Genomic DNA, 18224 nt, shown 5'->3' with positions numbered 1-18224 from the left:
CAAGGATAGATCGGACACAACTAAACCTGCCATCGGTTAAAAAGCGCTAAAACATGTAATCGTCTACATAGACCCCACGCCAATAATAAAAGGGACAACAATGGACTACGTGATTGGTGTCGACATCGGCACGCAAAGTACCAAGGCTCTCTTGATGTCTACCGAGGGTGGAATACTGGCCCAAGCCTGCGTCAGTTACCAGGTCGAGCAACCTCGCCCATTATGGGCGCAGCAATGGCCGCAGGTGTGGCTGGACGCTGTGTACGAAGCGGTCGCGACCAGCATCCGCCGCAGCCAAATACCAGCCGCCCAGGTCAAAGCCATCTGCATCAGCAGTCTCTACGGTGGCTCGGGCATCCCGGTGGATGCCGACATCAACCCCTTACACCCCTGCCTCATCTGGATGGACCGCCGAGCCATCGCCGAAGCCGACTGGGTCCGCGAAAACGTGGATGTCGAGCAGTTGCAGCGCATAACGGGCAATGGTGTCGACAGCTACTACGGCTACACCAAGATGCTCTGGATCAAGCGCAACCAGCCAGAGGCCTGGGCCAACGCACGCTACCTGCTGCCGCCCAACAGCTTTGTGCAATACCACCTGACCGGCGAGCTGGCCGTGGACCACAGTTCAGCGGGCAATATCGGCGGCATCTACGACCTCGCAACGCGTGGCTGGTCGCCTCTGATGCTCGATGCCCTGGGCATCGACGCCCGTCTGATGCCGCAACGCCTGGTTGCACCCGGGCAGGTCATTGGCAGCCTGCTACCGGCTGCGGCGCAACGGCTAGGGCTCCAGCCAGGCACAAAGGTAGTTGCCGGCGGAGTCGATGCAGCCATGGCCACACTCGCTGCAGGGGTCTTTGCGCCAGGCAACCATGTCGCAATGCTGGGCACCAGCATGTGCTGGGGCTTTATCAAGCAGCGCACCGATGCCTGCAAAGGGCTGATCAACATGCCTTACGTCTACGACGCTGGCGACAACATCTACAGTTTCGGCGGCGCCATTACCGCCGGTGCAGCAATCAGCTGGTTCCGTGAGCAGTTCTGCGCACAGGAAAAGCAGGCAGCTGCCCTGTCACCCGGCGCCGATGTGCACCAACTGATGGAGCAGGACGCTGCCAACACACCGCCCGGTGCAGACGGCCTGTTTTTCCTGCCCTACCTCATGGGCGAGCGCAGCCCCATCTGGGATGCCAAGGCATCGGGGGCCTATATAGGGCTGTCGCTGTTCCATCACAAGGCGCACCTGTACCGCGCACTACTGGAAGGCCTGGCGTTTGCCTTGCGCCACAACATGCAGGTGGGTGAACAGGCAGGGCTGCAGCTTGATCCGCATTTGATCGTGGTAGGGGGTGGCACGGCCTCGGACCTGTGGATGCAGATAATCGCCGATATTACCGGCTACACCGTGTTCACCATCGAGGAGCAGGTCGAAGCGCCGCTGGGCGGTGCCATGCTCGCGGCACTGGCAATTGGCGCCATCGAGGACGTCGCAACCATCCGCGACTGGCGCACCCTGCGACGCCGAGCCGATCCCAACCTCGCCAACAAAGCCCTGTATGACCGGATGTTCGTTCATTACTGCGCGGCCTACCACGCCCTGAAACCCATCATGCATGGGCTGGCAGACCAGGCCACACACCTGCCCGAGCCATCAGGTTCCGTACAGCCCACGGCTGTCTGACATCAACCACCAAAGGGTTCCACCATGCCAACTTTGCTCAGCCAGTTGGAGCAGTACAGCACAGTGGTCGCCGACACCGGCGATCTTCAGGCCGTTCGCCGCTTCGCCCCTCGCGATGCAACCACCAACCCCTCGCTGGTGCTCAAAGCCGTGGTGACGGGACACTACGACACATTGCTCCACGACCTCTGCGCCCTGGCCAAAGCTGCCGACCTACCGCATGCGCAGGCAATCGAGCAACTGTCCGACCAGCTGATCGTGGCTTTGGGCTGCGACTTGTTGCAGCACGTTCCCGGCCGGGTATCGAGTGAGGTCGATGCGCGGCTGTCCTTCGATACACAGGCGAGCCTGGCCAAGGCCAGGCGCTTGGTTGCGCTGTACGAGGCGGCGGGCGTACCACGCCAGCGCTTTCTCATTAAGCTCGCCGCCACTTGGGAGGGCATTCGCGCGGCCCACGAGCTGGAGCGTGAGGGCATCCAGTGCAACTTGACGTTGATCTTCAGCCTTGCCCAGGCACGCGCCTGCGCCGAAGCAGGCGCATTCCTGATCTCACCTTTTGTTGGCCGGGTACTGGACTGGCATCGGCGCACTTACCCGGGCAGGGAGTACGCGCCGGCATCGGAGCCTGGGGTTCAGTTGGTGGCGGCCAGTTACCGCTTCATGCGACGTCACGGTTACGCAACTTCAGTGATGGGTGCAAGCTTTCGCAACGTCGGTGAAATCGTAGCGCTGGCAGGCTGCGATCGGCTAACGATCAGCCCCGCCTTGCTGGAAGAGATGGCAGTGACCAAGGGCAGCCTGCAGGCCGCGCTCGCCGCCCCCGTCGAACATCAGGCACCGTCCTCGCCACTGAGCGAGGCCGATTTTCGCTGGCAGATGAACGAAGACACGATGGCAACCGAGCAGCTGGCTGAAGGGATTCGGGGGTTTGCGGCGGACCAAAGCAAACTGGAGGCGCTTATTGCACGACGACTGGGCGAGCACTGAGGATAGGCGTGACGAGTTCGCAGCAACGGCCTCCCTGGCGTTGTGATCCGGCAGGCCCCGCCGCTAACGGCGACATCGCAAGGCAGTGATATGGGAAGTAGGCGGGGCACAACGAAAAAGCCCCTGAAAGCTCATCGCTTTCAGGGGCTTTTCTACTACATGTATGGCGGAGAGATAGGGATTTGAACCCGCCCGAGGATCTCATCAGGCCCCCGTAGGCCAGCATAAAGGGCTATTGTGGCTTTGGTTGATGGCCTGCATGGGCCTAACACGCCCTAGGATTTGCCCTAAATTTGCCCTAAGAACTCTCACCCCTGGAGCATACGCATGGATGACCAAGCCTCAACGACTGCTGACACCCTTGAGCTGCTACATTTGAACCAGATCGCCATCAGAGCAGCTCTGGAGGAGCTCTCGCTATGGGTTAGCCATCGCGGCTCAGTCCACATACATGAAAACGTCATGACAGCGTTAGCGACCCTCGACATCCAAGCTGAGGCGATCTCATCCGGGATAGAACGCCTTCGATCCTAATCTCGCTCAGACTGAACAGCCGCTTTAACGGATCCCCGCTAACATTGTCCCCTCTCTAGCCGGATGATGAATTAGGTAAGCTTTCGCTGTGCGTGAAGGACGGGGCGGCCGCTGCCGATCTTCGAACCAGATCACTACAAAGGATGGCAACCCACGCAAAAATATGATGCTATGCAGGCATGTGGCCACCAGCAAGCATCTTAAGGAAAAACATGGATTACTACATAAGGCGCGTGACCATTCAGGATCTCTTTGAGAGCAAGAATGATTATAAGATTGATCTCACCGAAGGATGCAATTGCATTTATGGTGGCAACGGCACCGGCAAGACCACAATCATTAACTTGATCGTTTCATGTTTGAACGCAGAAATCGATCGAATAGCGAAGACCCCCTTCAGCACTATTTCAATACACCTTGCAAAAAGCAAACAGATCAGGCCTGCTAGCTTTCTGAAAGTCACTAGAAATCAAGACATCTCAGGCACCGTAATAAGCTATGAGATTTTCAACGAAGAAAGCAAGACATTCATAATTTCTCCGCGCGCCCGAAGCAACGAGATAAGCAACGAACTGACCGACAGTCTGAAGCATAAAATCTTTAAATACATCAACCTAACTCATGTACCACTGCTGCGGATGCATGACTCTGAGCTATTTGGCTTGCGCGACGAACGCGATGAGTTTCTGCACTCAATGCTCAGAACTAGAAATTTGAGCTCAAGTCAGATCAATGAAATCTTAGATCCGAGCGTAAGGGTTCTCACTTCACTACAGCGACAATTCATTGCTGAAGCTAACGAGGCTCGAAAAGTCATCACCGGCAAACTGGAGACACTCAAGTCAAAAATTCTTGAAAAAGTCATGATTGATGATGCATTAGCTCAGCGAGCCTCCAAGACTATCGGGCAAGTTTCCAAAGCACTGCACACCAAGGTTGAAGACGTAGATGTCTCTGCCCACATTAAAAAATTTAAAGATGCACAAGTTAGTATCCCGGAAGAAAAGATTCGAGAGCACTTTGTAACCTGGAAGAAACTAAACGACAACGTCCGCGACTCTTACGCAGCCATGGACACTCTCCGCGAACACGCAAAAGAGTCTGAAAGCGACAACAAGAAGTTTCAACAGTCGCTTGAAAGGTTCAATAATTCATATTTCGCCCTTCTAGCCATGACCACATTCAACGACCGATTCCTTTCAATTACCGAGGACGTTGAAAAAATGCAGTTTGAAAAACTAGAGGCGACGAAATCATTCCGGGACTACGAAAATGAAGTGAACTCTTACTTTCAACCCAAAAAGATATTTAATATCAATGAGGATGGCGTATTCTCCGTAAAATCCAATAAGAGAACCGTAGAGCTTAGCGATCTGTCCTCTGGAGAAAAACACATTCTTACCATCCTCGGCAAGGCAGCACTCAGCCGTCAAGATGGGGCAGTTTTTATAGCGGACGAGCCAGAGCTTTCGTTGCACCTAGATTGGCAACGAATGATCATGCCATCAATCATCAGGCTATCTCCTAAGTCGCAGATAATTGTAGCCACGCACTCCCCTGCTATTAATGCTAGAGGCGCTAACGAGATTGATCTCGAGGAGTGCCGTTGATGGGCGCCATTCCTAAATACAACGGCGTCGAAAATCTTCGGCGAATCAAAATGCAGAAATCTACAACCTTCGTTGTAGTGGAGGGTGTAGATGACGTACCAATTTATGAGTCTTGCTTAAGCCACATGGCCCAAGACTGCTCTAAATACGACATCGTATTTACTGACGGAAAAACAGCGATACGAGAATTCTTGCTAGCTCATCAAGCACATAATGCAATCTTCATCATTGATCGAGACTTTCAAGACATAGAAATAGAAGACCCTCGACTCGTCACACTTGACCGCTACTCAATCGAAAATTATTTTATATGCTCTCAAGTCATAAGCCATTCATTGAAGTTCGCGCTCAACTGCAAATTTAAAGATGCTTTTGACGCCTTCGACTTGAGCGAATTTAGCGATTTTATTTCCGCCGCAACTGAAGAACTTATCAAAGCCATATACTATTATCAAAAAGTTTTATCAAAAAATATCGAAGGTGAACGACCAGCCTGGAGCGACACATTCCTATGCGAAAATAGCAGTTGGCACTTGTGCAACGCAAAAATTGATGAGCTCGTGAGAACATTGCTACCAACCGCTGAAGCTCGTGAAGCAGCAGATGAGTACTATCAAGCCAACTTTGACTTACCAGGCTCCGCAATCGAAAACTTCCCTGGTAAAATGCTCAAGGTTTCACTGCAACGCTATATCAAACAACAGGTCTTAAAAATGCGTCCATCAGCGAAGGGAAAGTACTCTGATGTTGAAACAACAAGAGAGCTTCTATCAGCCGTAATTCACAAATCTGATGAAATCGCACGAATTCTTACGCCAGTTGTTGAGTTTATTCGTGGCCGTGAGGCCCAGTTGAACTGAACACTGGGTTGAAGTCGAGACAATGTTTACACAGCCATGATTGGGACATGCGACGCATGATCGACGCCCCTTCAGAATTTGCTGAGCCTCTAGCGCTTGCTAGAGGTTTGCAACACACCCCGATTGTGCTGGAGTACCAACATAAAAAGGCGCACAAGCCCGTAAAACTGGAGGTTAAGCGCCGTTTAACCTTCCAGCATAAGCGTATAAAGTGGCATAGATTGGCATTGGATGGCGCTTGGTTTGCCCCATTTTTGCCCCATCGGCAGCAGCAAATAGGTCGAGCTGAGGGCTTTACAACATCTCTCCTGTCGGGCAGAACCGAGGCGCAAAGGTGGATTGGGGCTGCTCTTCATGGAAGCCTCTACTTAATTGACCTCCAGGCTGCATAATCAAAACCCGTACCAATTTCGTACCATCTCATGTCGGCTACCTACATAGGTGCATATGTGGCTGCACCTCGACAAACCTCACCCGTAGGTGAGACGAAGCTCCAGCGGCTGGCCGAGCTGGCTGTCGATGCTCTCTCTCAACTGTCTTTCAACAATCTACCAATGACGATGTAGAGGGGGCCTCCGCTGAGGTTATTGGTTGTGGGTTTCCTATACCACTTGGCTGACCTATAACAGCCAACTTTTGTAAAGTATTAAGCCATAGCCGCACTAACCGCAGTTGTTTGCTACAGCCCACTGGACATAACGCTTGCTTCTACCTACCCAATAGGCTATAGCATCTTACATTCGACGCACTAGGGTCTGCCAGCTCGTCAATGCAATTAGAAGGTGGCCCCCACAAGCCATAACCTGATTTTGGAATGATTATTCAGGAGCTAGAGACCATGTCAGTCACAGTAGAGCAAGTCGCAGAATTTATCTTTGCCTATACACATAGATATCGCAAATCTTACAACGAGGCGACCGCACCGCAGCCAGATGGCCCTGGCTATCCGAAACTTGTTCAATCTATATACATCGAATCGAACGAGATTCAAGTTTATGTAGCGCTAGATGGAGTGATTATATCTGCTGAACTCGAACCTCCACATCAGTGGTATATCGCTGGAGGACCCGCCTTGCAGGTCGATTATGAGCCGACCAAGACCCCAACCTCAGTTACTAAGTATCTTGCAGAAAATAAGCTCTTGGGAAAATCGACCGGCATTCATAGAATAGTCTCCGATTCCCCTTTGGCATCCTGTGTATGGCGCGGCAGAATTCAAGATATTCAAAGAGAGCTCACCATCACCGATGAAAAACTTGGCTTAAAACTGAAACTCAAGCAAATCAATTCAGACTTCAAAAAACTAGTTAACATTTTGACATTTGGCGCATTCGGCTCAGTCCTAGACCCGCACCTAGGAAACAGTAGCTCTGACTTTGGAAAGTCTCACACTATAAAGAATTTAGGTTTTTTCCCCGCAGATTTGAATAATAGGAGATTCTTTAAACACTTCGAAATTTTTAGCCACGCTGATGAAGCCGCTTGGGATCTGCGAATTATAAACCTTCGAGTGCAACAGGATTTGCGCCGAGACATTGGATCTGCCCTAGCGACTGCGGGCGGTGATGCACAAGGCGGCTCTATGTCCTTTGGGGAAACGCGATGGCTCGAATCCTACAACAACAAACTAGAATCTTTAAGCACTGCGATCAGAGCACTCGGGGAAGCACTTAGATTCCAACCTGACGGAGTCGAATCGGTATTCCATCAGATATTGGAAGATCATCCGATTTTGTTAGATGTATATGGTACGTGTGAAAGCAAACCAGAGCTCGCTTACCCTCATGGTCAAACCTCGCCCATTGGAAAAACAAAGCTACAGCCGGATTTCATAATTCGATACCCTGATGAATCTTACAAAATGATCGAGATTGAGCGCCCCTCTAAGCCAGTTGCCACAAGCCAAGGGCAACCAAGAGCGGAGGTTGGCCAAGCCGTATTCCAAACAGCTGAGTGGAAAAACTATATTAAAACTCATTACTCGATAATCGCTAAACGCTACCCAGGCATCCAATCGAAGTGCAGAACCTCTGTAATTATGAGCCGCCTTACTCAACAGCACTTCAAAAACATTTCTGATGCGCGAAATTACATGGGCCTTATTATGGACCAGTATAGCATCGATGAATTTCTAACGTTCGACGATCTTTTGGAACGAGCAATTACTGCTTATGCAATGCTCTCAGGATTACCGCCTCAACCAGGTAGCTAATTCAAGAAGCCGGACAACAACTCTCCTGAGGCACCGCGCGCCCTTGCTCAGGAGAAGCGTCAGTTGTTAAGGAGGAAGACATCCTTGTCGATAGCTTCGAAAGAAAACAATCGGTCGAGCTGGCAGCGACAAGCTCGTGTAATCGATCTGGCTACCCTAGGCAGCCCTTCGAGTTCAGAACAGAGCACCCAGCGAGGCTGGCTGCCAGTTCATGATCACCAGCTCGCCGGTCACTTCCGCCTTGCCTTGGCGCTGGTTCGTGTTGGTGTAGCGAATATCCAGATATTCGAAGTGGAAGCCATCGAAGGCGCGCCGGATATCCGGGTGATCGTTGATGCTGACCATCACCCTGCCCTTGCACCGGCGCATGAAATCGGCCATGCGTTCGTACTCCTGGAAAGGGAAATCCGCGCCATAACCAGCGGTCTGCCAGTAAGGAGGGTCCATGTAGAAAAACGTGTGCGCTCGATCATAGCGCTCGGCGCAGGCCAGCCAAGATAGATTCTCAACGTAGGTGCCGGCGAGGCGCTGCCAGGCAGCGGAAAGGTTCTCCTCGATGCGCAGCAGGTTGATAGCCGGCCCAGTTGTGGCGGTACCGAAGGTTTGCCCGGTGACCTTGCCACCGAATGCGTGCTGCTGCAGATAGAAGAACCGGGCAGCGCGCTGAATGTCGGTCAGAGTCTCGGGGCGGGTCATCTTCTGCCACTCGAAGATCTGCCGGGAGCTGAGCGCCCACTTGAACTGGCGCACGAACTCTTCCAGGTGGTTTTGCACAACGCGGTACAGGGTAACCAGGTCACCGTTGAGATCGTTCAGCACCTCCACAGGGGCGGGCTGGGGGCGCATGAAGAACAACGCGGCACCGCCGGCGAAGACTTCGACGTAGCATTCATGAGGGGGAAAGAGAGGGATCAAACGGTCGGCCAGGCGGCGTTTGCCACCCATCCAGGGGATGATTGGAGAGGTCATAGGTATGCAAGTCTTTACTGTATGGATAAACAGGTGTTAGGCTCGCCGCGCTTTGTGCACAAGGCAGGGGCCACGGCTGGACTTGCAGGAAGGGTCTGCGGGTTCGGTGGGCCGGGCTGGATGTTGACGCATCCGTCCCGGCTCGCCTCTTTACTACTGGGTGACTGCGCGGACGTAGGCCTGGCAGGCCTGCAACGCGATCAGCCCCCGGTCGCCTTCGTCGGTGATGGCGACAATTCGTTGAGCATGCGCTCGGTCAAGTTGGGCGCGTACGGCGCCATGTACCACGCCTCCGGTGCCGGCGGTTTCTCGCAGCCCACCGTCACAACCCGGGCTGGCGAGGGTTCCGGCGTCGACAAGGACTGACAGCCGCAGATCAGCGGTAGCAAGCCGGTCACGCAGACGAGCCTGAGCTTGTTGAGCATCATTCATTTCCTTCCAGTGCGTTTTGGTCTGATCCTGTAGGCGAGCCTCCAGGGCAAGGCGCGCACCCTGCTGCTCTGCCAGTTGATTGAGCGCCGCTGCAGCAGCCTCCTCACGCTCACGGCCGTGTGCACGGTCCTTCTCCGCCAGCTGCTTGCCGAGGTCCTCGGCCTGCTTGGCGAGCTTTGCGGTGTATGTGTTGGCTTGCCACACCCAGGCTGCCCGGGCGCCGCCGGCGCAGGCGATCAACAGCCCCGCCAGAACAACCAGGCGCATAGCCCAAACGCTCACTGCAGCACCTCAAGCGCTCGCTTATAGATGGCCTTGCGGTCATCCAAACCATGGGTACCGCCGTTGATCCGCTTCGTAATGGCGAGGATGTCACCTTTGTCGGCCAAGCTGTTCAGGCCTTCCTTCTGCCAGAACCAACCGGCCGACATGGATGCATAGACCGGTTGCTCGAGCAGCTCCGGGGTATTGAGCAGCCGGCTGTCACCGAACAGCGCTTCACTGCACGCTTCGTAGTTGAATCGGCCCGTCACCTGGATGAGCCCACGCCCCCGGTAGAGTTGGCCATCACCGTCAGCCTCCGGCGTGTTGCCCAGGCGCTGTGCCAGGCGACCGGTATCGTACTTCGACAGGTACTTGTCATTGCCAAGCTCGCGCACGTACTGCAGCTGGCCCGACTCGTGTCCGATCTGAGCGAGGAAAGCGGCCATCCGCAGGCGCGTGATGATGGCGAACTTGCCCATGGTGGCGTTGAGGCCGGGAACAAAAACGCCGGCTTGGCGGCCGGCGTTGGGAAGGATCTGCAGCAACTGTTTTTCGTTAATAGGCATCGCTTTCTCCAATCTATGTTGGTTACGCCGGTGCTAGATCGACCGTGCGCAGTGGTTTGGTTTGCTTCTTCTTATTGCCCTTGGCTTTCGCCTTACCCTGTTTGCCGCCATTGCACTCGACCGTCGTGGACCAGCCCGAGGCGGTAAAGACATGCTCCACGCTGTCCACTAGGTACTCGCCATCCAGGCCATTCTTGAACCCCTGGGCACTGATCGAGCGTTCGGCAAACAGGTCAGTACGCCCGACCATTTCCAAGCGCACGGCAGCGGTGCTGCGATTGAACGCAGCCAAGCGCGCTTTGGCGGCCTGCTCGGCGGCGGTTTTGTCGGGGTAGATATGGCGGTCGGTATGCACTGCCGGCAGGCCCTCGGGGGCCTCGTCGTTGTTCAGCTCCACGACCTTGAGCACACCGGCGCTCTTGTCTTGGTACTGGGTATTAACCGCCTTTTGCGTGTTGCGATCCGAGAGGCGGAACGAGTAGCGGCTAACGTCGGCGCGGGTCAGGGTGACAGCGCCAAACGCCTTGCCGCCGGGGGTAGTGCCGCCCTGGCGCGGCATCACCAGCAACTGGCCATCGCCCACCTTGGCAGTGCAGTCGTACTGCTTGGCCAGGCGGGTGATGAAATTGAAATCGGATTCGTTGCGCTGATCGACGCGCGGCACCTTGGTTTGCACGGTGCAGCCCGGTTTCCAGCCATTCCGGGCGGCCACATCGCTGACGATCTGCGCAAGCGATACGGCCTCCCAACTGCCGCTGCGAATGGTCTTGCCGCAGCCGCGCATGTCGCTGGCCTTGCCGCGCAAGGTGATGGTATCCGGCGGGCCGGTCACCTCGATTTCATCCACGGCATAGCTGCCCAGGCGCGCCAGCGACTGCCCAACATAGCCCAGGAAAATCTCGATCTTGGCCCCGCGTTTGGGCAGCGTAACGGCTTGGTCGCGGTCATCGATACGCAACTCGAATTCGTCCGACTCCATGCCGGGCTTGTCCGAAACGCGCAGCAGCAATAAGCGGTCGTTGATCAGCGTGGTGATATCGCGGCCGTCCGCGACGATGCGAAACGTGGGTTGCATGCGCACTCCAGAAATAGAAAGCCCCGCTAAAGGCGGGGCTCGTTACGCGTAACGCGGGATCAATCCCACAAGGTGACTTGCTCGGCTTCGGCCGCCACCAGGTCGGGGAAGTGGATCAGCACCCCGGCGCGGTACGGCTGCGGCTCATCGGCCAGCCCTTGGTTGGCCTCCATGACCGCCTCCACCGTGCCGAGCAGGTGGCCGTAGTAGGCCTGGCACAGGGTGTCGAGCAGGTCGCCGTCAGACGTTCTGCAGGTCATCGCCATATTTCACGAACTCCAATGAGAAGGCTTGTTTACGCGGGATGCCCCCGGCGAGCAGCGCCGATTGGTCCTCATCAATGTTTTTCAAGCACCAGGTGCCGAGTACGGCGCCATAGCCCGTGGTCAGGCTCACCGGCAACAACTGCTTGCCGATGACCCGTAGCGCGTCCAGCTGGCTGATACCGCCCTTGAACAACGGGAATACGGCGCCCTTGATGGTCAACGTGTCTTCGCCCTGCCCGACTGCCTGCTGGGCGATATCGCGGGTCAGGCGTTCCTGCCCCGCCCAGCGGTACGCCGTCTTGCGCTGCAGCTCATCAAAGGCCGCCGTGTCTAGGTTGAAGTAGTACGGCTGCGAACCCGCCTTGAGCGGCTGCAGAATCAGCAGGTGTGGGAACGGCGTCACTGCAGCGGCCGCCGGCGTCTTGTCGGTGGTCAAGGCGCTGCTGGGGAAGATGCTACCCAGTGACGGGCTGACCTTGCCGGCCATGCGATTGATCGCCGTGCCGGCTTTGCTGGCCTGCTCCCCCAGCGAGCCCAGGCGCGCCTGTACCTGCGAGGCGGCGCTGGTGACCTGGCTGTACTTCGACGCCACCATGCCCACGGTGGACTGCGCCGCGTTGATCGCACGCATGGTGCGTTGCAGCTTGGCGCCGACCGCCGGGCCGATGATCGGCAAACTTTCCAACTCAGACGCCGCGCCGGTCATATCACTGACAGCGCCATTCAACGGCCCCAGCATGCCGTCAAGGCTGGTACGGCCGGCCTCGCCGGCCGCCACCAGTGACGACAGGGTGCTTTTCATCAAATCCATGTAAGCCATGGCACCTCCTTAAACATGTGGCGCGTCGTACAGCTCGACGCTGAACTGGCGGCTCGCAAACTCACGCTGCACGCGATCCAGCAGCGACCGAATCGGCGCTTCGAGCTTGGCCACGATTTGATAAGGGTCATCCATGTTCCCTTCCACCGTTACCGGCATGCTCAGCGCGATTTGAAACGTCTGGTCGACCTTCGGCGCTTCGGGCTTGGGCGGCTCTGCTGGCTTCACCGGCGCCGGCGGCGCAACGGCCGGCTGCACCGCCTCGACCAGCGAGCGCACCACCTCGCCTACGGCGTCGGCGCGCTCCAAGGGCTGACCCTGACCACCCCGCGACAGCTCAGGCCGCGTGCGCTCACGCGCTCTCGGCACGGCCGGCGGGACCATGGCCGGCGCGCTGGCCACTGGCTCAACCGGTCGCACCGCCTTGCCGAGTTCCGGTTTCGATGCCGGCGCAGCGCCGTCAACCCTTGCTTGGCCACCTGGGGCCTCGACCCGCGCGACGGCCACACCCTGCACCACGGGCGCCGGCGGCGCAGCCACCACCGAAGGGGCGACAGACACCGGCGCCGGCGCTTTCACCACCGACTCTGGCCCCGTCGCAGCGCCTGGCTGCAGAGTGGGTCGCAACGGTGCCGGCGGAACCACCACCGGCGGCGGCGCCACAGCCTCGGGCGCACCGGCAACCTGTACCGGCGCCTCAGCCGTTGGCGATCCCGGCTTGGCCTCATCCTCGCCAAACCAGGCCTTACCCAGCCAGCCGCCCAGCGATTCACCACCCAAGCCGCCCAAGGCCATCCCGATGGCGCCACCAATCGCGGTGCCGATCACCGGCACCACCGAACCAATAGCAGCGCCGGCCGTAGCCCCCGCCCAGGCACCGGCCATACCGCCGGCCAGGCCGCCATACCCCTCGGCCTTCTCGTCGCGGGTCTGCGCATTCAGCGCGGTATCGAGCACGCCCGGCACCACGTCGAGCAAGCGACCGCCCGGCACCTTGCCGGCCATGCGAGTCACGCCCCGCACCCCGCGCACCATGCGCCCGAACTTACCCGCCTCGGCCGCCACCTCTGCCGTAGCGGCCACCGCCTTGACGGGCGGCGCGCTCGGTGCTGGGCGCGCATCGTTCATTGAGCCGGCACGCCGGCGCCGACGACGGCGAGCGCGGCGACTTTCAGCAGGCCCTGCAGGGCCGTTATTAGCCCCGCGCGCGCCGATCCCGCCGAAGGCATCGGAATTGACCACGAACACGCGCTGCGGCTCGCTGCTGGGCGCCTGGCCGCCATCGTTACTGGCTGGCCCTCCCAGCACTTTACCCAAGGCGCCCAGGCCGGCGTCGACCACGGGATTGCCGGTCTTGGGCAGCGCCTCGGCAGGGCCCTGGCCAGCCGGGCCGCCCCGGCGGTAACCCAGTGCGCGGCCACGCGCCACGTTGATCACGCCACGGCCGACCCTGGCGGCACCACGCGCCGCGAACAGCGCGCCGATAGCCGTGGCCAAGCCAGCCAGGCCGAGAACCACCTCGGGCAGCTTGTCCGACAGTTTGGTGATGCCCTGCACCACGGTGGTGGCACCTTGGGCAAAGGCATCGGTGGCTGGGCGGATCGCATCGCCAATGCTGCGCATCGCGTCATCGGTGGACTGCAGCAACTCGGCCCAGCGCTGCGACGACGTTTCGCGGCGCTCGGCCAGGTTCTTGTCGAGGATGCCGGTGGCCTTGAGCGATTCGGCCTTGAGGTCGTTGTACAGACCTCGGTTCTGGCCGTAGGCGGTCAGCGCCGCCTTGACCTGCATGTCGGCGAAGATATCGCCGGTGCGCAGGGTCTTCTCCAGGGCTTCCAGCGCCGCCCGGGCTTTCTCCGGGTCGACTTCCTTGTCAATGTTGGCCTGGGCATCCTTGATCTTTTGCGCCTTGGCCGGGTCAGTGGCCTGCACATACTTCATGGCCAGGTCCATGGACGCCTCAATGACGTTCATGCCCTTCTGCAGGCCAGTGTTCAACGAGGCCTGATAGTCGATCCCGGCCTTTTCATAGTTTTTCTTGATGTCGCCGGCGCCCAGCTTCTCCATCCAGTTCTTGAAGTTGTTCGCCGCTTCGTCCGAACTGCCGGCGGTCTTCATCTGCACTTGCAGCATTGAGCCCAGCGACGTCACCGCATCCAAGCCGGTGATACCACTTTTCTCCATGCCCGCGAGCAGCTGGGGGAACCACTTGGCCATGTCGCTGGCCTCGAAGCTGCCCGCCTGGCCTTGGTAGGCAATCGCCTCAAGGGCTTGCTGCATGACCTTCGGGTCGGTGATCTTGGCGTTTTGCTGCAGCGCCATGATCATGCTGGCCGTGTCGACGCCAGAGGCGCCTTGACCAACCGCGAACTTGGCCGCCGTCGACGCGTAGGACATGGCCTTGTCCAGGTCCATGCCAGCGCCGACCAGCTGGTTAATCAGGTCGGCCACGTCGTTGCGGGCCATGCCCGTGTCATTGGCCGTGTGGATCACCGACCGACTCAGCTGCACCTCTTGCGGCTTGCCGGCCGCATCGGCCTTGATCGCAATGTCACGGATGATCGCTTGATAGTCCGCGCTGATCTTGGTGGGCACAGCCGTCAGGCCGATGCCGACCGCCGCCGCGCCCATGGTGGTTTTGAGCGACGACTTGCCGGCGGCGATTTGGTTATGTCCCTTGACCTGCAGGTCTGCCGCCTTGGCGTCACGACCCAGGCGCTGGTACTCGCGGCCCAGGCGCCCAACCTCTACGCCCTGCTTGCGCAACGCATCCAAGTTGCCGTTGAGCTTGCGCAGCAGCTTGTCAGCCCCGGCGGCGCCGGTGTCGTGCGCCCGCTTCCACTCCGCCTGCAGCTTCATGGTTTCGCCAATGGTGCTTTGCAGCACCTTGGCCTTGTCGCCCTTTCGCTTGAGCTTGTCGATGCCACTGTCTACGGTGCGGAAAGCCGCACCGACTGACGACGCGACGGCGCCGCCAATCACCAGCGATAACGCCAGCTTGCCTGCCATCGGTTACCCCCTTAGCGGCTCAATCCGACAGCCACCAGACCATATCGGCCCAGGGCATACCGGTGATTTCAGCCGCTGAAAAACCCAGCTCACGGGCCAGCCGCTTGGCCAGCCCCTTCTGCACCTGGGGATCAAAGTTCGTCGTCTTGCACCAGGCGAAAGTATCCGGCCTGCAGGCGGGTGTAGTCCTTGAGGGCCATGCCCTCCAGATCCTTGGCGCCGACCTCGGCCAGGCTGGCGAACAGGTTCAGCTCGGCCTGCTCCTCGTTGCCGGCGGCGGTGGTCTGCGCGTTACGAATATCACGCACGGTCGGTGCGCGCAGGGTGATGGCGTCGAGCGTGATGCCGTTCAGCTCGGTGGGCTTGCTCAGCGTTACGGTAACGCGGTCGGCGGCCAGGGCCAGGTACTTCGGGAGTGGCTTGCTCATAGTGCGGTGTCCTTTTGTTCAGGGAGTAGGGTTACAGGCCGAGCGCAGAGCGCTGGGCGGCCAGCTGGTCGACGCCATCGATCACGCGCTTCATGCCCAGCGCATCGATCTCGTAAACCACGCGGCCATCGACCTCCAGCTTGTAGTAGGTAACGGCAACGCCGTGCTTGATCTCGGCCTTGTCGCCGGCTTTCCAGTCGCCCATGTCGATCTCTTTCATCGAGCCGCGCAGGGTGACGACCACCGGCTTGATCGCCCCTTTCAGGCCCTTGAAGGCGCCACGAAACGTGCCGTTGAAGGCGGTGCCATCGGCCAGGCCGAAGAACTTCAAGGCCTCGCGGCGCACGCCGGTGGTGGTGAAGTTCGCTTCTTGCTTTTCCATGCCCATGTCCAGCTCAACCGGCATGTCCATGCCGCCGGGGCGGTGCTCCTCCATCTTGAGGGTGAGCTTGGGCAGGGTCAGGCTGGGTACGTCGCCCTGGAAGCTGACGCCATCCACGAACAGGTTCAGGTTGGCCAGGGTTTCGGGAATCATTGCCATGTAAGTGCGCTCCTTAAGCGGCGGTGTCGAGGACTTCGGTCAGCCATTGGTTGGTGACTTCAACGCGGAAATTGGGGTTTTCGGCCGGCGGCACGTCGGTGAAACGGATGTTCCAGTACACCTTGCCCTGCTCCAGCTGGCTGGCCGTGTTCAACTCGGTGTCCGCGTACACCTCAAAGTTGATGATTGCGCCCTGGGCTTTCAGGTCGCGCATGAAGTTCTGTAGCCCCTCGGTCACGTCCTTGACGTACGTCGCGGTGATCGAGCGGTCGACCGCCCATTTGTGCCCGTACAGGATCGCGTCCATGACGATGTCCATGGTCCGCACGCGGGTGACGAACGCCCATTTCGGATCGCTCGACAACGTGCGGTTGCCCCACAGGCGGTAACCGTCATCGCGAATGATGGTCGCGATATTGGCGTTGTTCAGCAGGTTGGCCCGGCACGTCTCGTCGCCATCCAAGAACTCAATCGGGCGCGTGGTACCGGTGATGCCGACGAACTCTTTGTTCGACGGCGAGGCCCAGAAACCGTATTCGCTGTCAGTCCAGGCAAAGAGGCCAGCCACCCAGGCCGAGCTGGGCGCGTCGACAGTGGCATCTGCGGTGGTGTCCCAGTACTGCACACCCGGATCGACCAGAAACGCACGCTTGGCGCCGAAGCCCGCCGCGTAATCAATGGCCGCCTCGTCGGTGGTGTTGGGGCCGTCGATGATCGCGATACCGCGCAGCTTGTCAGCCAAGGCCACCAGGGCAGTGCCGACCGCCTGGGTCGCGCTGTGCTTGGGAGTGACCAGCAGCCGCGGTTGGGCGTTGAACCGGCTTTTACCATCGAGCAGCGCCTGCAGGCCGGTACGCTTACCATCCGCCAGTACGCCGCCAATGATTGCCGAGGTTTGCTCGGCCAGGTCATCGACCTTGGCCACGCCACACGCGACGATCACCGCCTTGGCGCGGGTGTAGATGGCTTGGCAGGCCTTGGCGATTGCCGAACCCGCGCCGAAGGCGGCCACCGCCTCGCGCTCGCTGGTGATCAGCACCAGGTCATTGGGGTTGGCCGTGACACCCACGCCAGGGGTGAAGGTGTCGACCAAACCAATGATTGAGGACGATGGCAAGGCAATGCTGCGCGCGCCGGTGTCGACGTTCGTTACGGTAACGCCGTGAAAGAAACCACTCATAAAGCCATTCTCCAGATATGAGAAAGCCCCGCGTGCGGGGCCTTGGGTACAGCAGAAAAGAAAACGCCCCGTCAGTGCGGGGCGTCTATTCGGTTTGCGAGGCCAGCCAGGCGGCCAGGGCTTCGTCGTTGGGGCTGCTCGGCCAGTCGTCATCGGCCGGCGCACTGGTGGTGATATCCAAGCGGCTCAGCTCGACGCGGTAAGCCTTCCAGGCCAGCAGCGCGGCGGCTTCATCCTCGGTGGCCATCTTGAGGTCGACGGCATCCTGCAGCGTGGCGATGCGGCCCGTGGCGTACTGGTTGGCCAAGGCCTGCTTGCGGTAGGCAGCGCTGCGCAGCGCTTCGGCCTGTGCGGCTTCATCCAGCACCCACTTGTCATCCTTCCAGGCGTCAAACGCCGACTCGGGGGCCTGCAGGGTGTAGCCCTCGGGCAGATCACCCAAGGCCAGCCACTGGCGCGGCTCGCCAGTTTCGGTGCTGTACACCGTGGCGCCGCGATGGTCGGCGACTCGCTCCCAGCCGTTACCGTCACGATTGATCAGCGCGGCAAAGCCGGCCTCAGCCTGGGGCGGCTCAATTTCATAGCTGTATGCCGGAAACAGCCACACACCAGGCTCCAGGGGGCTAGGGTCGGCGGCCGAGGTGCATATGAACTCGCCGGTTCCCCGATGCACATTGCACAACACTGGCGGCTCTACGCCTGGCTGCTGCCACCAGGGCACCAGCTCTAGCGGTTCCTGCAGCTCTACGCCTTCAAGAACATCTTCGACTTCGTCGCTCATGGTTAC

The 18224-nt window shown here is 58.7% G+C and carries 17 protein-coding genes; 6 read left to right on the top strand and 11 right to left on the bottom strand.

All coding sequences use genetic code 11. The features are described 5' to 3' along the window. Positions 1-100 precede the first annotated feature (100 nt). The 6 genes from ACIPZH_RS08615 (at position 101) to ACIPZH_RS08590 (ending at position 7887) form a co-directional block, all read left to right on the top strand. Complete coding sequence (locus ACIPZH_RS08615; protein WP_400635936.1) at positions 101-1684, top strand: FGGY-family carbohydrate kinase; 1584 nt, start codon at positions 101-103, stop codon at positions 1682-1684. Between the two features lie 24 nt (positions 1685-1708). Next, on the top strand, positions 1709-2671 hold the full coding sequence (gene tal, locus ACIPZH_RS08610; protein WP_400635935.1) for a transaldolase: 963 nt from the start codon (positions 1709-1711) through the stop codon (positions 2669-2671). A 746-nt stretch (positions 2672-3417) separates the two neighbouring features. Continuing rightward, a complete protein-coding gene (locus ACIPZH_RS08605) occupies positions 3418-4815 on the top strand; it encodes an AAA family ATPase (protein WP_400635934.1) in 1398 nt (465 codons plus the stop codon). Continuing rightward, positions 4815-5675: a DUF4435 domain-containing protein gene (locus ACIPZH_RS08600; protein ID WP_400635933.1), complete on the top strand. Its 861-nt coding sequence runs from the start codon at positions 4815-4817 to the stop codon at positions 5673-5675. Before ACIPZH_RS08605 ends, ACIPZH_RS08600 begins: the two co-directional genes overlap by 1 nt. 56 nt (positions 5676-5731) lie before the next feature. Beyond that, positions 5732-6067: a hypothetical protein gene (locus ACIPZH_RS08595; protein WP_400635932.1), complete on the top strand. Its 336-nt coding sequence runs from the start codon at positions 5732-5734 to the stop codon at positions 6065-6067. 446 nt (positions 6068-6513) lie between these two features. After that, positions 6514-7887, top strand: a complete 1374-nt coding sequence (locus tag ACIPZH_RS08590; RefSeq protein ID WP_400635931.1) for a Shedu anti-phage system protein SduA domain-containing protein — start codon at positions 6514-6516, stop codon at positions 7885-7887. Positions 7888-8061: 174 nt separating this feature from the next. Here the strand turns inward: ACIPZH_RS08590 and ACIPZH_RS08585 are convergent, their stop codons facing one another. The 11 genes from ACIPZH_RS08585 to ACIPZH_RS08535 form a co-directional block, all read right to left on the bottom strand. Further along, positions 8062-8856, bottom strand: coding sequence for a DNA adenine methylase (locus ACIPZH_RS08585; RefSeq protein WP_400635930.1), 795 nt, complete (start codon positions 8854-8856; stop codon positions 8062-8064). A 153-nt stretch (positions 8857-9009) separates the two neighbouring features. After that, positions 9010-9555: a lysis protein gene (locus tag ACIPZH_RS08580; RefSeq protein ID WP_400636081.1), complete on the bottom strand. Its 546-nt coding sequence runs from the start codon at positions 9553-9555 to the stop codon at positions 9010-9012. Positions 9556-9566: 11 nt separating this feature from the next. Next, entirely contained in the window at positions 9567-10118 is a 552-nt protein-coding gene (locus tag ACIPZH_RS08575; protein ID WP_400635929.1) for a glycoside hydrolase family 19 protein, read from the bottom strand. Between the two features lie 22 nt (positions 10119-10140). Then, positions 10141-11193 carry a phage late control D family protein gene (locus tag ACIPZH_RS08570; protein WP_400635928.1) on the bottom strand — a complete coding sequence of 351 codons (1053 nt, stop codon included), beginning with the start codon at positions 11191-11193 and terminating at the stop codon, positions 10141-10143. A gap of 59 nt (positions 11194-11252) precedes the next feature. Beyond that, on the bottom strand, positions 11253-11459 hold the full coding sequence (locus tag ACIPZH_RS08565; RefSeq protein WP_400635927.1) for a tail protein X: 207 nt from the start codon (positions 11457-11459) through the stop codon (positions 11253-11255). Further along, positions 11434-12279 carry a phage tail protein gene (locus tag ACIPZH_RS08560; protein ID WP_400635926.1) on the bottom strand — a complete coding sequence of 282 codons (846 nt, stop codon included), beginning with the start codon at positions 12277-12279 and terminating at the stop codon, positions 11434-11436. The genes ACIPZH_RS08565 and ACIPZH_RS08560 overlap by 26 nt, the downstream gene beginning before the upstream one ends. A gap of 9 nt (positions 12280-12288) precedes the next feature. Then, a complete protein-coding gene (locus tag ACIPZH_RS08555; protein WP_400635925.1) occupies positions 12289-15288 on the bottom strand; it encodes a phage tail tape measure protein in 3000 nt (999 codons plus the stop codon). Positions 15289-15419: 131 nt separating this feature from the next. Beyond that, the gene (locus tag ACIPZH_RS08550) at positions 15420-15716 is read right to left on the bottom strand and encodes a phage tail assembly protein (protein ID WP_400635924.1); all 297 of its coding nucleotides are present in this window, start codon (positions 15714-15716) and stop codon (positions 15420-15422) included. Positions 15717-15747: 31 nt separating this feature from the next. Next, a complete protein-coding gene (locus ACIPZH_RS08545; protein WP_400635923.1) occupies positions 15748-16257 on the bottom strand; it encodes a phage major tail tube protein in 510 nt (169 codons plus the stop codon). A 13-nt stretch (positions 16258-16270) separates the two neighbouring features. Beyond that, on the bottom strand, positions 16271-17437 hold the full coding sequence (locus ACIPZH_RS08540) for a phage tail sheath subtilisin-like domain-containing protein (protein ID WP_400635922.1): 1167 nt from the start codon (positions 17435-17437) through the stop codon (positions 16271-16273). Between the two features lie 85 nt (positions 17438-17522). Further along, positions 17523-18218, bottom strand: a complete 696-nt coding sequence (locus tag ACIPZH_RS08535) for a tail fiber assembly protein (RefSeq protein WP_400635921.1) — start codon at positions 18216-18218, stop codon at positions 17523-17525. Between the last annotated feature and the right edge of the window lie 6 nt (positions 18219-18224).

The sequence above is a fragment of the Pseudomonas sp. NPDC089758 genome (assembly GCF_044748705.1).
Lineage (GTDB): Bacteria > Pseudomonadota > Gammaproteobacteria > Pseudomonadales > Pseudomonadaceae > Aquipseudomonas > Aquipseudomonas putida_X.
Note: the sequence above shows the minus strand (reverse complement) of the source record. Positions and strands in the feature narration are given on the sequence as shown.

What these genes read in the sequence shown, in the direction of transcription:
- ACIPZH_RS08615 (WP_400635936.1), top strand. Translation starts at nt 101, where the DNA reads ATGGACTACGTGATTGGTGTCGACATCGGCACGCAAAGTACCAAGGCT.
- ACIPZH_RS08565 (WP_400635927.1), bottom strand. Translation starts at nt 11,459, where the DNA reads ATGGCGATGACCTGCAGAACGTCTGACGGCGACCTGCTCGACACCCTG.
- ACIPZH_RS08600 (WP_400635933.1), top strand. Translation starts at nt 4,815, where the DNA reads ATGGGCGCCATTCCTAAATACAACGGCGTCGAAAATCTTCGGCGAATC.
- ACIPZH_RS08575 (WP_400635929.1), bottom strand. Translation starts at nt 10,118, where the DNA reads ATGCCTATTAACGAAAAACAGTTGCTGCAGATCCTTCCCAACGCCGGC.
- ACIPZH_RS08595 (WP_400635932.1), top strand. Translation starts at nt 5,732, where the DNA reads ATGATCGACGCCCCTTCAGAATTTGCTGAGCCTCTAGCGCTTGCTAGA.
- ACIPZH_RS08535 (WP_400635921.1), bottom strand. Translation starts at nt 18,218, where the DNA reads ATGAGCGACGAAGTCGAAGATGTTCTTGAAGGCGTAGAGCTGCAGGAA.
- ACIPZH_RS08585 (WP_400635930.1), bottom strand. Translation starts at nt 8,856, where the DNA reads ATGACCTCTCCAATCATCCCCTGGATGGGTGGCAAACGCCGCCTGGCC.
- ACIPZH_RS08550 (WP_400635924.1), bottom strand. Translation starts at nt 15,716, where the DNA reads ATGAGCAAGCCACTCCCGAAGTACCTGGCCCTGGCCGCCGACCGCGTT.
- tal (WP_400635935.1), top strand. Translation starts at nt 1,709, where the DNA reads ATGCCAACTTTGCTCAGCCAGTTGGAGCAGTACAGCACAGTGGTCGCC.
- ACIPZH_RS08545 (WP_400635923.1), bottom strand. Translation starts at nt 16,257, where the DNA reads ATGGCAATGATTCCCGAAACCCTGGCCAACCTGAACCTGTTCGTGGAT.
- ACIPZH_RS08540 (WP_400635922.1), bottom strand. Translation starts at nt 17,437, where the DNA reads ATGAGTGGTTTCTTTCACGGCGTTACCGTAACGAACGTCGACACCGGC.
- ACIPZH_RS08590 (WP_400635931.1), top strand. Translation starts at nt 6,514, where the DNA reads ATGTCAGTCACAGTAGAGCAAGTCGCAGAATTTATCTTTGCCTATACA.
- ACIPZH_RS08555 (WP_400635925.1), bottom strand. Translation starts at nt 15,288, where the DNA reads ATGGCAGGCAAGCTGGCGTTATCGCTGGTGATTGGCGGCGCCGTCGCG.
- ACIPZH_RS08580 (WP_400636081.1), bottom strand. Translation starts at nt 9,555, where the DNA reads ATGCGCCTGGTTGTTCTGGCGGGGCTGTTGATCGCCTGCGCCGGCGGC.
- ACIPZH_RS08570 (WP_400635928.1), bottom strand. Translation starts at nt 11,193, where the DNA reads ATGCAACCCACGTTTCGCATCGTCGCGGACGGCCGCGATATCACCACG.
- ACIPZH_RS08605 (WP_400635934.1), top strand. Translation starts at nt 3,418, where the DNA reads ATGGATTACTACATAAGGCGCGTGACCATTCAGGATCTCTTTGAGAGC.
- ACIPZH_RS08560 (WP_400635926.1), bottom strand. Translation starts at nt 12,279, where the DNA reads ATGGCTTACATGGATTTGATGAAAAGCACCCTGTCGTCACTGGTGGCG.